The 15,844-nt window shown below is 37.4% G+C and carries 13 protein-coding genes; 12 read left to right on the top strand and 1 reads right to left on the bottom strand.

Annotated features, from left to right (window positions below):
• Positions 1-251 precede the first annotated feature (251 nt).
• The gene (locus tag ACE1EF_RS00305) at positions 252-3,230 is read right to left on the bottom strand and encodes a DEAD/DEAH box helicase (RefSeq protein WP_375718597.1); all 2,979 of its coding nucleotides are present in this window, start codon (positions 3,228-3,230) and stop codon (positions 252-254) included.
• Positions 3,231-3,523: 293 nt separating this feature from the next.
• Here ACE1EF_RS00305 and fabG point away from each other — a divergent pair, with 293 nt between their 5' ends.
• The 12 genes from fabG to ACE1EF_RS00245 all read left to right on the top strand — a co-directional run bounded on the left by fabG (position 3,524) and on the right by ACE1EF_RS00245 (position 15,841).
• Positions 3,524-4,270, top strand: a complete 747-nt coding sequence (gene fabG / locus ACE1EF_RS00300; RefSeq protein ID WP_375718596.1) for a 3-oxoacyl-[acyl-carrier-protein] reductase — start codon at positions 3,524-3,526, stop codon at positions 4,268-4,270.
• Between the two features lie 217 nt (positions 4,271-4,487).
• Positions 4,488-7,280, top strand: a complete 2,793-nt coding sequence (locus ACE1EF_RS00295) for a SusC/RagA family TonB-linked outer membrane protein (protein WP_375718595.1) — start codon at positions 4,488-4,490, stop codon at positions 7,278-7,280.
• 12 nt (positions 7,281-7,292) lie between these two features.
• Positions 7,293-10,070 (top strand): SusC/RagA family TonB-linked outer membrane protein, encoded by a 2,778-nt coding sequence (locus ACE1EF_RS00290; protein ID WP_375718594.1) that lies wholly within the window; start codon positions 7,293-7,295, stop codon positions 10,068-10,070.
• Positions 10,071-10,128: 58 nt separating this feature from the next.
• Positions 10,129-10,611 (top strand): hypothetical protein, encoded by a 483-nt coding sequence (locus ACE1EF_RS00285; RefSeq protein ID WP_375718593.1) that lies wholly within the window; start codon positions 10,129-10,131, stop codon positions 10,609-10,611.
• Between the two features lie 2 nt (positions 10,612-10,613).
• Positions 10,614-11,045, top strand: a complete 432-nt coding sequence (locus tag ACE1EF_RS00280; RefSeq protein WP_375718592.1) for a hypothetical protein — start codon at positions 10,614-10,616, stop codon at positions 11,043-11,045.
• 117 nt (positions 11,046-11,162) lie between these two features.
• Positions 11,163-11,648, top strand: coding sequence for a hypothetical protein (locus tag ACE1EF_RS00275; RefSeq protein WP_375718591.1), 486 nt, complete (start codon positions 11,163-11,165; stop codon positions 11,646-11,648).
• 146 nt (positions 11,649-11,794) lie between these two features.
• Positions 11,795-12,259 carry a hypothetical protein gene (locus tag ACE1EF_RS00270; protein WP_375718590.1) on the top strand — a complete coding sequence of 155 codons (465 nt, stop codon included), beginning with the start codon at positions 11,795-11,797 and terminating at the stop codon, positions 12,257-12,259.
• 43 nt (positions 12,260-12,302) lie between these two features.
• Positions 12,303-12,986, top strand: coding sequence for a hypothetical protein (locus ACE1EF_RS00265; RefSeq protein ID WP_375718589.1), 684 nt, complete (start codon positions 12,303-12,305; stop codon positions 12,984-12,986).
• Positions 12,983-13,372 (top strand): membrane protein insertion efficiency factor YidD, encoded by a 390-nt coding sequence (gene yidD / locus ACE1EF_RS00260; protein WP_375718588.1) that lies wholly within the window; start codon positions 12,983-12,985, stop codon positions 13,370-13,372. Before ACE1EF_RS00265 ends, yidD begins: the two co-directional genes overlap by 4 nt.
• Positions 13,353-14,180, top strand: coding sequence for a tetratricopeptide repeat protein (locus tag ACE1EF_RS00255; RefSeq protein WP_375718587.1), 828 nt, complete (start codon positions 13,353-13,355; stop codon positions 14,178-14,180). Before yidD ends, ACE1EF_RS00255 begins: the two co-directional genes overlap by 20 nt.
• Positions 14,137-14,979: a DUF5683 domain-containing protein gene (locus tag ACE1EF_RS00250; RefSeq protein WP_375718586.1), complete on the top strand. Its 843-nt coding sequence runs from the start codon at positions 14,137-14,139 to the stop codon at positions 14,977-14,979. The genes ACE1EF_RS00255 and ACE1EF_RS00250 overlap by 44 nt, the downstream gene beginning before the upstream one ends.
• Positions 14,963-15,841 (top strand): hypothetical protein, encoded by an 879-nt coding sequence (locus tag ACE1EF_RS00245; protein WP_375718585.1) that lies wholly within the window; start codon positions 14,963-14,965, stop codon positions 15,839-15,841. Before ACE1EF_RS00250 ends, ACE1EF_RS00245 begins: the two co-directional genes overlap by 17 nt.
• Positions 15,842-15,844: the final 3 nt, after the last annotated feature.

The raw sequence follows: 15,844 nt of genomic DNA, 5'->3' as shown, positions 1-15,844 counted from the left end.
AAACTTTTTATAGTTAACCTGACTTCTGGTTAACTTTGTAAGTTATAATTTAGATTTTATAATCATTGTAGTCCGGTACATTAATAAATCTTAAGTATCCCCTTAACTATAATACCGGTTCTTTAAATGTTTAACAGTATAAACTTAATTATCAGCATCTTCTGCAAATATTTTAATATTTAAAGCAGAAGAACCTGTAAGGTATGTGTTGGAAATTATAACTGTATACTGACATTGAAGGCTACCGCCAACTATTTAAACAACTCATCAATTTCTTTCTGAGAGAGGTTTTGAAAAGGATTATTGGTATTGATAAATGTACTGGCCAGCTCACTTTTCTTTTCCTGCAATTTGCTTATTTTTTCTTCAATGGAGTCGCTTGTAATAAAGCGGTAAACCATTACGTGCTTATCCTGCCCAATACGATGAGCCCGGTTAACAGCCTGCATCTCGGCAGCCGGATTCCACCACGGATCAATAATAAATACGTAATCAGCTTCGGTGAGGTTCAATCCGACACCACCTGCTTTCAGACTGATCAGAAACACATGATTATCCGGATCGTTCATAAATGCATCAATCACCTGTTCCCTGTTTTCCGTTGCGCCGGTAAGCATACTGTATTTCCAGTCTTTCTTCTGAAAGTATTTTTCAAGTATCTTTAAATGTTTAACAAATGAAGAAAACACCAGCACCTTATGTTTCTCAGCTTTCAGGTTTTTCAGGTTGCGTTTGATCCGGTCATACTTACCAGAATCACCTTCATAATCCTTATTAACCAGAACCGGATGATTTGCCATTAAGCGCAGACGCATTAAACCCTGAAGTGCCAGAAGTCGCGTTTTATCCACACCTGCCTGTTCAATATTTTGCAGCAGATTATTGCGTATTCCTGATTTTTCCTTTTCGTACAATTGCTTCTGGTCATCCGTCATTGCACAATATAAGACCTGTTCATGTAAAGGAGGTAAATCCTTGGCCACCTGATGCTTGGTCCTTCTAAGGATGAAAGGTTGAATAATCTTCTGCAGACGTTCTTCACGCTTCTCATCCTTGTTTTTAGTAATGGGAATAACAAAGTGGTTTTTAAAATAATTCTGAGACCCAAGTAAGCCGGGATTGATGAAATTGAACTGCGCCCAAAGATCCTGCAGTGAGTTTTCTATGGGTGTTCCGGTTATGGCAAGCCGGTGTTTTGCTTCCAGCTGATTGACAGCCCGGTAGATTTTAGATGACGGATTTTTAATAAAATGGCTTTCATCCAGAATCAGATAATGATATTGATAGGTTTTCAAAAATGCGAGGTCATTCCGAACCACGCCGTAAGAGGTCAGAATAACATTAAAATGCCTGAATATTTTCCAGATATCCATAGAACGCAGGCGTTTATTTCCTGTATACGTGTACACCAGCATCCCGGGGCAGAATTTCTTTATCTCGTTCTGCCAGTTATGCAACAAGGACTTAGGCATTACAATAATGCTGGCCGGCAACCGATGTGCTTCGGCCTCAGTTTCCGGTTCATCACTTAACTTTTGGTCAAAAAGATTCAGCTGTTCTTTTGGTTTTGTATCATCAATGATACGGTTGACTGTTTTGCGCTTTCTTGTTCCGAAACTCCCCTCATAAATATACTGCAACACCGTTAAGGCCTGAAGCGTTTTTCCCAGCCCCATATCATCTGCCAGACATCCCCCGAATTCATTTTTACGTAAATGCATTAACCATGAATACCCTTCTTTCTGATAAGTTCTGAGGGTAGCATTCAAACTTTCGGGAACAGGTATATTGATATCAGGTCTGTGCGAATACACATCTTCCAGCACTTCACGATCTACCTGCCTTACATCACGGTTCTGAAGCAGATTAAAATGGATTTTATCCAGGACTATTTTTTCATCTTTTTCCTTACTGAACTTAAAGATCTCCTGGTAACGGGTGAACCATTCCAAAGGCAATACAACCACCTCACCATCAGGCAGCTGATATTCACGTGTTCCGGTTAGTATATGCTTTTTAAACCTGATAAACGGAATTTTGTAGTCCCCGAGCTTTACCGTACCATATAGTTCAAACCAGTCTATGGTATCCGACATATCCATTGACAAATCAATATGTCCGGTATAGTAGTTTGTTTTATAATGACTCTGATCTATTTCAAAACCCAGTTCATTCAGCTTTTTTGTGTTTTGGTTGATCCAGTTGACCAGGACATAAAGATTAACCGATGTATTATCCGTAAATCCTTCCGGCCTGAAAAATGCATTCTGCTTCTTCTTTAAGCCGGTTTCGGTCAGTTTCTGTTCCAGCTGCTCTTCCCAAATCCATCTGCGGTTAAAGCGTTGAAATATATAAGTATCATTTTCTTTATAAAAACTTACATCAACAGCTTTTTTACCACTACGAATAAAATAGCGGTTACCATATTTAAATTTGAGACTCAGAACAGGTTGCCCTTCCAGGTCCTCTTCCAGAAATAAATGTGCTGAATGTTCCGGTTCCTTATCAATAATAGAAAACCCCTTTGTCAATACTGTGTTGTTTTTAATCGCATTGAGCACAAAGGTCTCCATGTATTTATTTCTGGCTGATCCCGGAATTTCGATATGCCTTTTCTTTGTAAAGGGTTGCAGCTTTTTGGCATCCACATCATTAAAATTGAAAAGTGAATGGCCTATGACTACCCAGGCCGGTGAATTACTCAAGATGAGCAGACTTTTATTCAGTAATTTGATATCCTCTCCCCTGTGCCGGATTGAAAGGCTGTAATGAATGGCTGTTTTTTCGTCATTAAAATTAAAGATGGTTTTTGAATCTGATCCGGCCATCTTTAACTGATCGGCATCGTACAGATTGTTATAGTTGGGTTTACGGATAAAAACCGGGATTTCGTACTCCACAATTAAAAGCAGCATTTTTCCGGCCCACTCCTCTATAAACGGCCGGATTCTTTCCTCAAACCGGTCAAGTGTAAGCTGACTGAAAAACTCATTAACTGTTTTAGTTTTACTGAACAGCGCAGCCAGATTATGTTCCGAAAACTTCTCGAAATACTTAATTATCTGCTTTTCATGCGCTTCAAACTCATATCCATCCTTTCCAAAATGAAATGTAGATGCCTGTTCATGAAAGGTGATAAATGATTCATTCGTCCTTTTAACCAGTGTAGGAACGACAATCCACCCCAGGTAGCGATGCTCGGTAATTGTTATGATAAACTGATATTGCACTTTTGCTTTACTATAATATTAAAAGTGTTTTTCTTCATCAATAAACAACAAAGATAATGCATTCCAATTTTCAACAATAAGCCGGCACTGCATTTTAGCTTATTTATATTGAAAAACAACCGTTATATCCAGTATGAAACATTTAACCACAGGTGCAGGATCATGGCACAATGAGTGTAACAACCTGATAATCAAAAATACCACCTAAACTATAGCAGTATATTTAAGTTATTATTATAAAATGGTTCGCTTAAGTTTGTATATTTGTCGCGGTTTAATAAAAATATAACAAAATGAAACTACTTGAAGGGAAAACAGCTTTAATAACAGGGGCAGCCCGTGGTATTGGTAAGGCTATTGCCATTGAATTTGCCAAAGCAGGTGCCAATATTGCATTCACAGACCTCAGAATTGACGAAAATGCAACGGCTACGGAAAAAGAAATCGAAGCTTTTGGTGTAAAGGCAAAAGGTTATGCTTCGGATGCCAGTAAATTTGAAGAAACTCAGCAGGTTGTTGAAGCCATAAAAAATGATTTCGGACAGATTGATATACTGGTTAATAATGCCGGGATAACAATGGACACCTTACTGATGCGTATGACAGAACAACAGTGGGATGCTGTAATCAACGTCAACCTGAAGTCTGTTTTCAACTTCACAAAAGCAGTTCAGCCTATCATGCTGAAACAAAGAGCCGGATCCATTATTAACATGAGTTCTGTGGTTGGCGTTAGTGGAAATGCCGGCCAGGCTAACTACTCCGCGTCTAAAGCCGGGATGATTGGTTTTACAAAATCTGTTGCCAAAGAACTTGGATCACGCGGTATCAGAAGTAACGCAATCGCACCGGGTTTCATCATTACTGAAATGACCAATAAACTGTCTGATGAAGTTAAACAGGAATGGGCTAAAACAATTCCATTGAAACGTGGTGGTACACCTGAAGATGTGGCCAATGCCTGTATTTTCCTTGCTTCTGACCTCTCGCAATATGTCACCGGACAGGTACTGCATGTTTGCGGTGGAATGAATATGTGATCATTAAGACACAAGATAAATTTGCTCTCCTGAAAATAGGCGCTGATCCCAATCGAAGGATCAGGAATCGGAAGATTTTAAGTGAATTATCGCATTTTAAAATAATAAAGAGCTGCCAATGGGTGGCTCTTTTTTGTTGCATATTTTTGATCCGATCAATTAAAACATTACTTTTAATCTGTTTACCACAAATCATTAACGCTGACGGAATCAAAACATGAAAAACCTGTTGTTGTCATTATTTATCGGACGTTATATCCCATGCATATTTTTTGCGTTTATTCTTTATCAGCCAACTTTACTTCAGGCACAAACAGATACGATATCAGCAAAGAACAGTCTTAAAGCCGGGAACTACGGCATGGGACTATCATCGCAGGTTTCCGGAACCAGTAAACTAAACCTGTTCGGGCAACCACTGATTATTCTGGATGGAATGCCATATTATACATTCAGTTCAGATATTATAAATTATACCACCACAGATCTTAGTGACATAGCCAATATGCTTGGAATTTCAGAAGAAGAAATTGAATCAGTTACAATATTAACTGATCCTACCGAATTAATGAGCTTCGGTTCAGCTGCAAGAAACGGAGCTATATATATCACTACAAAAAAAGCTTCTGACACTAAACTCAATATCAACTATAGTTTAAAAACCCGTGTCAGCTGGGAAAAGGCAGCTTACGACGTGTTAAGTGGCGAACAGTATGCCACACTTATAAAAGAGGCTTACATGAATGGATATGGGACACCTTTGGAGGTATATACACATAAGGAACTTCTTTACCAGCCTACAGAACCATATTACTATTACAATTTTGGCCAGAATACAAACTGGTTTAAGGAAATCACACAAACCGGATTTTTGCAGGAGCATACCTTATCGCTTAATGGAAGCGTAAAAGGCATCGGCTACAGAGCATCAACTATGTTTAGAAAAGGTAAGGGAACCATTATCAATACAGGAAGCAAGGATTACAATTTCAGATTATTATTGGATTACAAAATAAAAAACATCGGATATGTCTCTGCCGGGCTTAATTACAATAAACTTACTTCTGAAAATTGCAATATCCCTGAAACCTTTTCTGACATCAGAGAACTGGCATTAAGAATGATGCCCAACATGTCCGTATATGAATATTCGGACGAAGGTGAAAAGACAAGTAAATTATTTTTGCCATCGCGAAGTTTTCAGGGATATAATTTTCCAAATCCCGTAGCTTATGCAGAATACTCAGAGAACAATATCTTGGTGTCACAACTTACACCAGTTATAAATATAGAACTAAATCCACTAAAAGCTCTGTTGTACAATTTCAAACTTGATTTTAACCAGTTTCAAATAGAAAATAACGTAATCAATCCTTATCTTTTCAACATCTTCTCATTTGATCAAATTGCAGAAAATATTTCGAGTACGAATCATAAGAACGGCATATTAAATATTCGAAACACTTTTACGTATCAACTCCTCACTAAAAAAAATCAGAAATTATCCATATCAGGTGAATATCATTTCCAGTCAACGAAAAACATTATTAAAGAAACCGAAACCGGTTTCTCATCCCAATACATATACGACCCAATAGTTTATAATGAAAAGTCAAATATGTTTTTGGCAGGGTTGCACTACAATTTGCTTGACAGATATCTGTTTGAAATAAACGGTTCTTCAGAAAGAATAAAAATAGCGAATAAAAAACTGGACAGAACATACAACTATGGTGTACATGCTGAATGGATTATTTCAAATGAACCTTTTTTTAAACAAAATCATGTATTAAATCATACCGCTTTAAATGCATCTTTGGGAAGCATTAATTTCCCTGGCGCCTATTATACTGAAGCCTACAAGTACATCCCTTCTTCAACACTAAGGTTAAATACAGAAGGCATTGAACAAACTTTACGTAAGGAAGCTAACCTGTATCTTGAAATTCTTAATCATACATCAACGTTAAATATAAGCTATTTTCAAAACTCATTGAAGAATTCGCCGGTTCCAACCATCCTTCAGCCGGCTAGTGGATACAGTGATGTATTTGGATTAACTCAAAATACAGAAATAAAAGGTTGGGCAATAAATCTTAGCACCAAGATTGTCAAACAAACAGAATTCCTTATCAATTTCTTCATGCAACTGGATTGGAGTAAAAAATACATTGCTGAAAAAAACTATCCAACTTCTTTTACTCTGAATGAATTATGGGATTTAAACTATCTGAATCATGTTAATACCCAAAATGCTTTTGGAGAAATTACAGGACTTAAATATATGGGGGTATATCAATACGACACTTATATTGCCGGTTCACAGGAAAATGCACCTGTTGCCAGAGATGTAAATGGAAATATTATCAGAGATATAAACGGATATCCTGTTCCTGTTACTTACAAAGCAAATGATGTAAACTATATCTTTCAGGGTGGAGATGCTAAATACCAGGATCAGAACTTTGACGGGACCATTGATGAGAATGATCTAGTCGTTATAGGAAACACCAGACCATTACTTACAGGAACATTCGGACCTGATTTAACATATAAGCGTTTCTGGCTGGGAACATTTTTTAACTTCAGTTATGGCAATGATGTTGTTAATCTTACAGGAATGAATCTGGTGAATATGTATTCAACCTCAAATCAATCAGTCGAAACGCTTGACAGATGGAGAACACCCGGAGATGTAACTACGATGCCAAGAGCTTTATTATCCTCTGGTTACAACAATCTGGCATCAACCCGCTTTGTTGAAGACGGTTCATTTTTGCGTTTAAAAGCTTTAACGCTTAAATATGCTTTGCCTGAACATATCTGTAGGAAACTGCATCTGACAAGCCTGTCCTTTTATGCTACTGGTAAAAACCTGATCACCTGGACAAAGTACAACGGAGCGGATCCTGACATTAATCTGAATACAGACTGGTATAATTACGGTTTTGATTCTAACTATGCAGTACCAATTCGCGAAGTGATTTTTGGCATTAATGTTGGATTATAACATCATGTAACCATGAAAAAAGAAACCCTAAAATTCTGTTTGATTCTGACCATATTCATTACTGTATCGAACCTCTTTCCTGTTACAGGTTCTTCCCCCGATTCTATCCAGGGAAATAATATGCTGAAGGCCGGGCAATATGGCATGGGACTTTCCTCGCAGGTCACCGGTACCAGCAAACTAAACCTGTTCGGGCAACCACTGATTATTCTGGATGGAATGCCATACTACACCTTTAGTTCGGATATAATAAATTATGCCACAGCAGATCTTAGTGACATAGCCAATTTGCTTGGAATTTCAGAAGAAGAAATTGAAACTGTTACAATATTAACTGACCCTACCGATTTGATGAGCTACGGTTCAGCTGCAAAAAACGGAGCTATATACATCACTTCAAAAAAAGCTTCTGACACTAAACTCAATATCAACTATAGTTTAAAAACCCGTGTCAGCTGGGAAAAACCCGGTTATAAGATGCTAAGCGGGGATGATTATTCAATGGTAATGAAACAGGCATTATATAATCCATATAACGATGAATATGCATCTGATATTGATGAGTTTAATTATGACCTTACATTTATTGATTACTATAATTATAATAAAAATACTGACTGGTTTAGTGCAATTACGCAAACCGGTTTTCAGCAGGAACATGCCTTAACACTAAACGGTCGGCGTAATGGATTAGGCTACCGGTTCAGTACCATGTTCAACAAAGGATCTGGAACCATTATGAATACCGGAAATACAGACTATAATTTCAGGTTGTTTTTGGATTATAAAATTAAAGACCTTCTGTACATCTCAGGAGGTATCAATTATGCACATCATTACCTTACAGATTATTACAAATCCAATAAAGCCATGGATATTAGAGAACTTGCTCTAAAAATGATGCCTAATATGTCAGTTTATGAATATACAGTTGACGGTCAAAAAACTGATGATTTCTTTTTACCTCGGCCAAGTCTTCAGGGCGAAGACTACCCAAACCCGGTTGCTTTTGCCAACTTTGCTTCAAGTTCAACTGAGTTGCCACGCATAAATCCGAGTATAAAACTAGTGTTGAATCCTTTACAAGCGGTTTGCTATAATCTAAGAATTGACTTCACTCATTACAATAATTTAAGAACCGATTTTTTACCGGATCTCTTTCATTATTTATCCAATCCCGAATTACAAGGTACAACTTTTAACTACGAATACACTTCAAAGAACTTCAATCTACAGAATCAAATCTCTTTCAATCCCTACATAGGTATCAATCACAGCGTTAAATTATTCGGTGAATATTACTTTCGCCATGAAAATTTAAAATATAATGATTCAGCAGAAGGTCCCTTTTATAAGAGCCATACCAACATACCAGGTAAAGAAACAAATATCAGTAACATTTTAGCGGGAATTAGTTACAAGGCTTATCACAAATATGAATTTAAGTTTTCAGGACTAAGTGAAATAAAAAAATATGAAGAGATCGAATACGATCCTGCCCTGAATTATTCATCAAGCGTAAAATGGATCCTTTCAAATGAAAAGTATTTCCTTTTAAAACCAGTTATTAGTACTATGGCAATAAAAGCGACGCTTGGAAAAATTCATCAGCAAAACTCCTTTTATTACACCACTACTTCGTATACAAACCAAACTATTGAAATCACCAGAATTGACAATACAGAATCTTTTCAGTACAAACATCTTGACCTTTTCATGTCACTATTCAGGGATAAGGCTGACCTGAAGATTAGTTACTTTAAAAACTCCCTGAATGATCAACTTATCCTAAAAAACACAATGCCATATACATCGGGAATCATTGATCATCCATTAATGATATATCAAAGCACCGATGTTAAGGGTTGGGAGATTGATCTGAATGCGTATTTGATCCAAAAACAAGATTTTTTTATCCGGTTTAATATTCAACTGAATACTCGACAAAAATCATTATCCAGCTTAAACTATTCTAGCTCACCTTATATTTCAGGTCCCAACGGAACATACTACAGCGAAATAAAACTCAATCAACCATTTGGTGAGATAAAGGGTTATAATTACCTGGGGGTATACCGCTATAATAATTATATTACCGGCAGTCAGGAAAATGCTCCCATTGCAAGGGATGAGAAGGGCAATGTCATGACAGACAGCGAAGGGAAACCACTACCGGTAATACTTGGTCCCGGCTCAGATTCTTTTTATTTTCAGGGAGGCGATGCAATTTATGAGGATCTGAACCATGATGGCTACATAAATGAAAAAGATATTACCGTTATTGGTGATGCCAGACCAATTTTATCCGGAACTGCGGGACCTGAGTTAAAATGGAAGGGATTGTGGCTGGGGACATTCTTCAACTTTCGGGTTGGAAACAGTGTTGTCAACATGGCAAGGATGGAGCTCGAAAACATGTATTCATTCGACAATCAAACTGTTGCTGTAAATGATAGATGGCGAAAAGACGGCGATATTGCAGAAATTCCACGAGCATTATATCAATATGGCTATAACTGGTTAGGATCAACCCGCTTTGTAGAAGATGGTTCTTTTTTACGTTTAAAAGCTTTAACACTTAAATATAGTGTTCCTGAACATATTTGTGGGAAACTGCATCTTAAAAACCTTTCCTTATATATAACTGGTAAAAACCTGATTACATGGACAAAGTACTCAGGAGCTGATCCTGACATAAACCTGAACACTGAATGGTTTGATTATGGTTTTGATACCAACTTTTCAACGCCTATAAAGGAACTGGTATTTGGAATTAATGTTGAATTATAAGTATATGAGGCAGGAATAAAGAGAAATTATACTATATTTGATTCAAATTACTTGTTGAATGAAAAATTTGGACATACCTGTTTGGATTATCCTATGCTTTGCTTTTATATCTAATACTGCATATTCATCAGATTTTTATTCGGAACACAATAGTTCATCTTTAGCGGATGAGATTTTAAACTTCAAGGATGATCAAATCTATGCCGCATTTTCGGAAATAGAATACTTTGTTAATCAACTCAACAAGCACAACAATTCAGCGGAAGCAGAAATTCCGTCCAGTATAATTCTAAACAAGGAACATGTTGCTTTTGACCAGTCTCGGGAAGAAATTAATTATAAAACATCGATGGGTATTCCTTCTGTTCTGTGGGGTTGTGCCTTTGGTGTGCCGGGCGTTATGTTTATTTATGCCGCCACTGACCGAAACATAAAACAAACCAATAATGCATTTACCGGCTGTTTTTTTAATACTGTTGCCCTGATAATCACTTTAGTTTCAATATACGACAGACAAAACATCTCACTTAATATATTTTAATTATGAAAAAAAGACTCTTGAAAATTACGTCACTATTGTTTGCTTTAATCATTTTTACCAGCCAGACCCAGGCGGGAAATTATGTAACCAGTCTGAATTCGGACAATGAAATTGATGAATTCTTTGCTTTCAATGAGAGTGAAATATATGACTCTTTTGAAAGTTCAGTATTAGGGGAATATGCTGATAACATAAACGATGCTGCTGCTCTTCTGCCCCTGGCAAGTGAAGATGATCCTTATGCTATGGATGAGGCATTTGGAATACCTTCATTTTTATGGGGTTGTGTTGGTGGCGTTACCGGAATTATCCTGGTAAAAGTGATCACAGAAGATAACAGAGAAGCTAAAAAAGCATTCACTGGTTGCCTGATGAGTTACATCCTGGCAGGTGTTGTTTATGCGGTTTATATTGTTGAGGCTGTGAACCAATAAGTGAAATAAAACTGTATTGAAAGCCATTCAGATAAAATCTGGATGGCTTTTTTCTTGACTATGTAGAATTGATCTACTATATTTGTTATTCGTATTATTAACCCAAATATTATAACCATGGCTAAATTTTTTCAAAAATTCTTAGCTGTATTTTTAGCATTAATCCTGCTAAATCTGCAGACTTTCGCATCTCCTTTATTAGGGACAGATTTTAGTGATGAAGCACAGGAACTGGTTAACTTCAACGAAGATGCTATTTACAGTGAATTTCAGGAAATTGATGCGTTATCCGACATGTTGTTATCCAGCGATGTCTCTGCAGATGAGATCACTGATAACTCAATACTGGAAAACGTAAGTATGGATGCTTCCTTACCATTAAGCGCTGATGAAAGCGGTGTTGATGGTCCTCCATTAGGCATACCTTCATTTTTATGGGGTTGCTTACTCAGTTGGGTTGGTTTGCTCCTGGTATATTTATTAACTGAAGAAAATAAAGATGAAACCAGAAAAGCCCTTTGGGGTTGTATAGCTAACGCAGGTGTATGGGGATTATATTTTGTAGGAAGCCTTGTATTCTCATATTCATTTTATGGATATTAATTTAGCAATACAGATTACTGAAATAAAAAAAGCCACTTCTAAAGCTGGCTTTTTTTATTCTGTTGAAATTGCAATTCTTATATACAAAACCTATATTTGTATGAGTCGCTGCTACGACTAAAAATCAATCACTAAAAATAGCTATTATGAAAAAACTTTTTCTTAAAACTGCTTCAGTAATGCTGGCATTAGTACTTTTTAATGCTCAGACATTTGCAGGAGCCTTGCCTTTTAACGGTACTGATCTTTCAAATGAAGCTCAGGAGGTTGTAAATTTCAGTGAAGACGCCATTTATGACGCATTTGCAGAGATAGACGATGTAACAAATCTGATTTCTCAAAATGATGTCACCTATGAGGAGCTGGCTTCACAGGATGTTACTAATCTGGAATTAGTCAGTTCATCTTCATCATTGCCTTTGCCGGCAGACGGTGAGATGGGGCCTCCACTTGGTATTCCTTCTTTCTTATGGGGATGTGTATTTGGTATAGTTGGATTAGTATTAGTTTACTTCCTTACTGACCAGGATAGAGACGAAACCAGAAAAGCCCTTTGGGGTTGTATAATAGCTACATTAATCTGGGGTGTCGGAGGAATTGCATTTTATTAAAATTACATAGCCCGGTGAAAATCCGGGCTTTTTTACTTTTTCTATGAAAAGATTTGTCCTTATAATTTTTGCTGCAATAATTATTTCGGTAACAGGAAGAGCTCAGGAAGCTTACCGGATACATTCCGATTTTCTCTTTAAATCCAAGGGTCTGGACAGTATGTACCGGGTCACAAAAGGTGAAGTTTATTTTGATAAAAATATTAAAACCCTGGTTTTTAAAAATACCTTCCCTAAAAGAGAAACTTATGTTATAAAAGACACATTTCTATATGTATACCATGGTGATACTTTAATGGAAACAAGAAGAAATGTTATCCCGCCGGAGCATACCATGTTCAGTTATTTATTGAGCAGTACCTTTGCCAACTATGGTTTGGATAATGCCGGATTTGAAATTAAAAATGTAGAACGAAAAAAGGGTGTTGTTGTAACATCATGGCTGCCGAACGGAATAATTGGAAAATATGTAGGTAAAATTCTGGTTGCTAATAAAGATAAACGTTTGTATTCTGTAGTTATCTATGATAAGGATATGAAAATTCTCAGCCGTCAGATCTTTAAAAAGTATCAAAGTATTGATGGCACTGAAATACCAAGTGAGATTCTAAGCGTGACTTATTATAATGATTCTTCGCAGTACATGCAAATTACCAATCTTGCTGATATAAAGCTGAATGAAACTACAAACGAGGATATGTATAACTTTAAAATACCTGCACAATGAAACTAAAACTACTCATTATTGCAGGTCTTATTTTTACTGCAGGCGGCATTAAGGCTCAGAAAGAAAAACAGCAACTGAAGAACCTTTTTGACGTTTCTGGCCATACCTCGTATAATTCCTATATCAAAAACAGCTCTAATGAACTGGAATTTACAGCTGCCGTTCTTTTTGTTGGATATAAAACGTTCTTCTCCTCACAGGATATGCAGTCCTGCGTTTTTTATCCAAGTTGTTCGGTCTACGCTGTAGATTGTCTCCGTCAGGAACCCTTTCCAAAATCAGTTTTTAAGATTTTCGACCGGCTTACCCGGTGTCATCCGTTTGCATCTCCAAAGTATTACACCTTACATAAATCAGGACAGTTTTATGACCCGGTTAAAGATTAATCTCCTCCTTACTTTATTGTTCTTATCCGGTTATGCCTTCTCGCAAACGGCATATGATTTTGAACATTCGCTCAAATTCGGACAGTATCTGTTCAACACAAATCAATACAGTCTTGCCGTTCAGGAATTTGAACGTGCGGTATATTTTGAGCCCGGTGATTCTGTCAGTAACTTTATGCTGTTTAAGACATACTCCATTCTCAATCAAAAGGATAAGGCTCTTAGTGCGTATAAAAACTACAGCCACGATGCTAATCTGAGTTTTATGCCCGACAGCTACGGTACTTTGTATGCCAGCCTCCTGATTAAAAACGGGGATTATGAAACCTGTATGTCCTTTATTGAAAAAAACTGTTGCCTTTCACATAAACAAAAATACATTGTTTCCACACGACTTGTTCAAAAAGAATGGCAGAAAGCCTGGGACGCTGCTGCTCAGCTTAGTGGAAATGAACCGAACATCTCTCCCCTGTTAAATCTGGTAGATGAAAGTAAAAACATGAACCGAAAACATCCGGCCCTCGGCGCCCTTTTTTCTGCAGTACTTCCAGGATCAGGAAAAGTGTATGCCGGCAACTGGGCCGATGGTTTGGTTGGTTTTTTCATGACATCTGTTTCTGGATTCCTGGCATACAGGGCTTATGACAAATACGGCATAAAAAACCCATATACATGGTTCCTTGGAGCTATGGCTGTAGGTTATTATTCAGGAAATGTTTATGGGGGATATAATGCAGTTAGAAAATACAACCATTCACAGGAAGATGAAATTGTTACAAAAACGAAACTATATATATCTGATTTTTAGCCTGTTTATTTTTTCCTCTTCAGCACAGGTTGGAGAGCAGGCGTACCAGTTTGCCAGACAGCAATTCGAAAAAGAGAATTTCAGCGATGCTGCCAGGGAATTTAACCGTGCGCTCTTTCTCGGTACTCAACATACTGCAGAAAGCTACAGGAGCATTGGAGAGTGCTATTTTAAAACGGGAGCATACGATTTGTCAGACATTTTTTATGACAAAGCATATTTTGCCCTGAAAGATGATAGTCTGAAAACCGAAATATTACTTCAAAAAACCTATTCTAACATCTTGAGAAAGCGGTTTTCAAATGCTTATTATGAACTGGTAAATGTTGATTCCCTCTATGGTTCGGTTCAGTCAGAAACATTTTGGTTCTACCTTGGCGTTGTGTATTACGGCATGGAAGATTTTGATAATGCAAGGGCAAGCTTTGCAAAGAACTTCTCTCCGGAGGAAATAAACCAGCTTGATGCGCAATTTGCCTATCTGAAAAAAATGCAGAAACGACACCGGCCGGCCAAAGTAGAGACCATGAGCTACATCCTGCCGGGCCTTGGTCAGATTTATACCGGAAACATAAAGGAAGGAGCAAACTCTTTTCTGCTGCTGAGTGCACTCATGTACGGCATGATAAAAGTTGGTATTATCTACTCCGGTTTCGACGGACTGTTTTTATTTGGTCCATGGTTTCAGCGGTATTACATGGGTGGCGCAGAAAAAGCTAAACACATGGCCGAACACAAACTGATGGAAGTTAAAAACGAGGTATTTAATCAGATTCTTGAAATTGGGTCAGAACAATAGGAAATATGGCTTGCTCGTCCTGACATCTTTACTCCTGGTATTAGGATTGCAACCTGCATTTGCGAGGGAATTCAAACTGGCTCAACTGGATTCCATTGTAAGTCTTATATATGATTTCCGGTTCACAGAAGCAAGAGAACTAACCGGCAACCTACAAATTGATAAAGAATACAAGGTTCTCCCCTATGCATATTCCTATTACTGGGAATACCTTAGTGGAAACGAACCGGACTACAATATCAAAACCTGCAGCGAATACCTTAGGCATAAAGTTACACCACCTGAAAGCGATTCTTTACAGCAAATATACCAGGTATCTGTCGTGCTCTTAAAACTCAGGGTTCATGTATCCAGGTCAAATTACATTGCTCCCCTCCTGCTGTTTGACGACATTAAAGCATTTTTTAATCAGTACGAACCGGAACCGGCCAATGATTTCAACATGCTCTACTGGGGACTTTATAACTATTACATTACGTTTACGAGAGAAAATACGTTTGCTGCAAAGTATATCCTTAATGACTGGCCGGAGTCCAGTAAGCGTTCCGGAATTAACATGCTTGAGCACCTTAAGGATTCCCCCTCAGCTTTTGTTAAAACCGAAGCGCTGTATTTTCTGGTACGAATATATTTTGAAGGAGAAAAAGATTTTAATCAAGCGTTAAAAAATGCTAGGGAACTTGTCGCATGCTATCCAAACAACTACATTTATAAATGGTTCTTGTTAAGAATATTAAAGGCAAAAGGTGATACAAACGAGTTAAACCGCTGCCGGCAGGGGTATCTGGATGATTTAATACAATCTGAATTTTATACCACCCAGCAAAAAAATCACTTAAAACTACTATTAACAAACATATAAATG

This window comes from Quyinboa sediminis, assembly GCF_042219855.1.
Classification (GTDB): domain Bacteria; phylum Bacteroidota; class Bacteroidia; order Bacteroidales; family UBA5342; genus JBHJHP01.
Note: the sequence above shows the minus strand (reverse complement) of the source record. Positions and strands in the feature narration are given on the sequence as shown.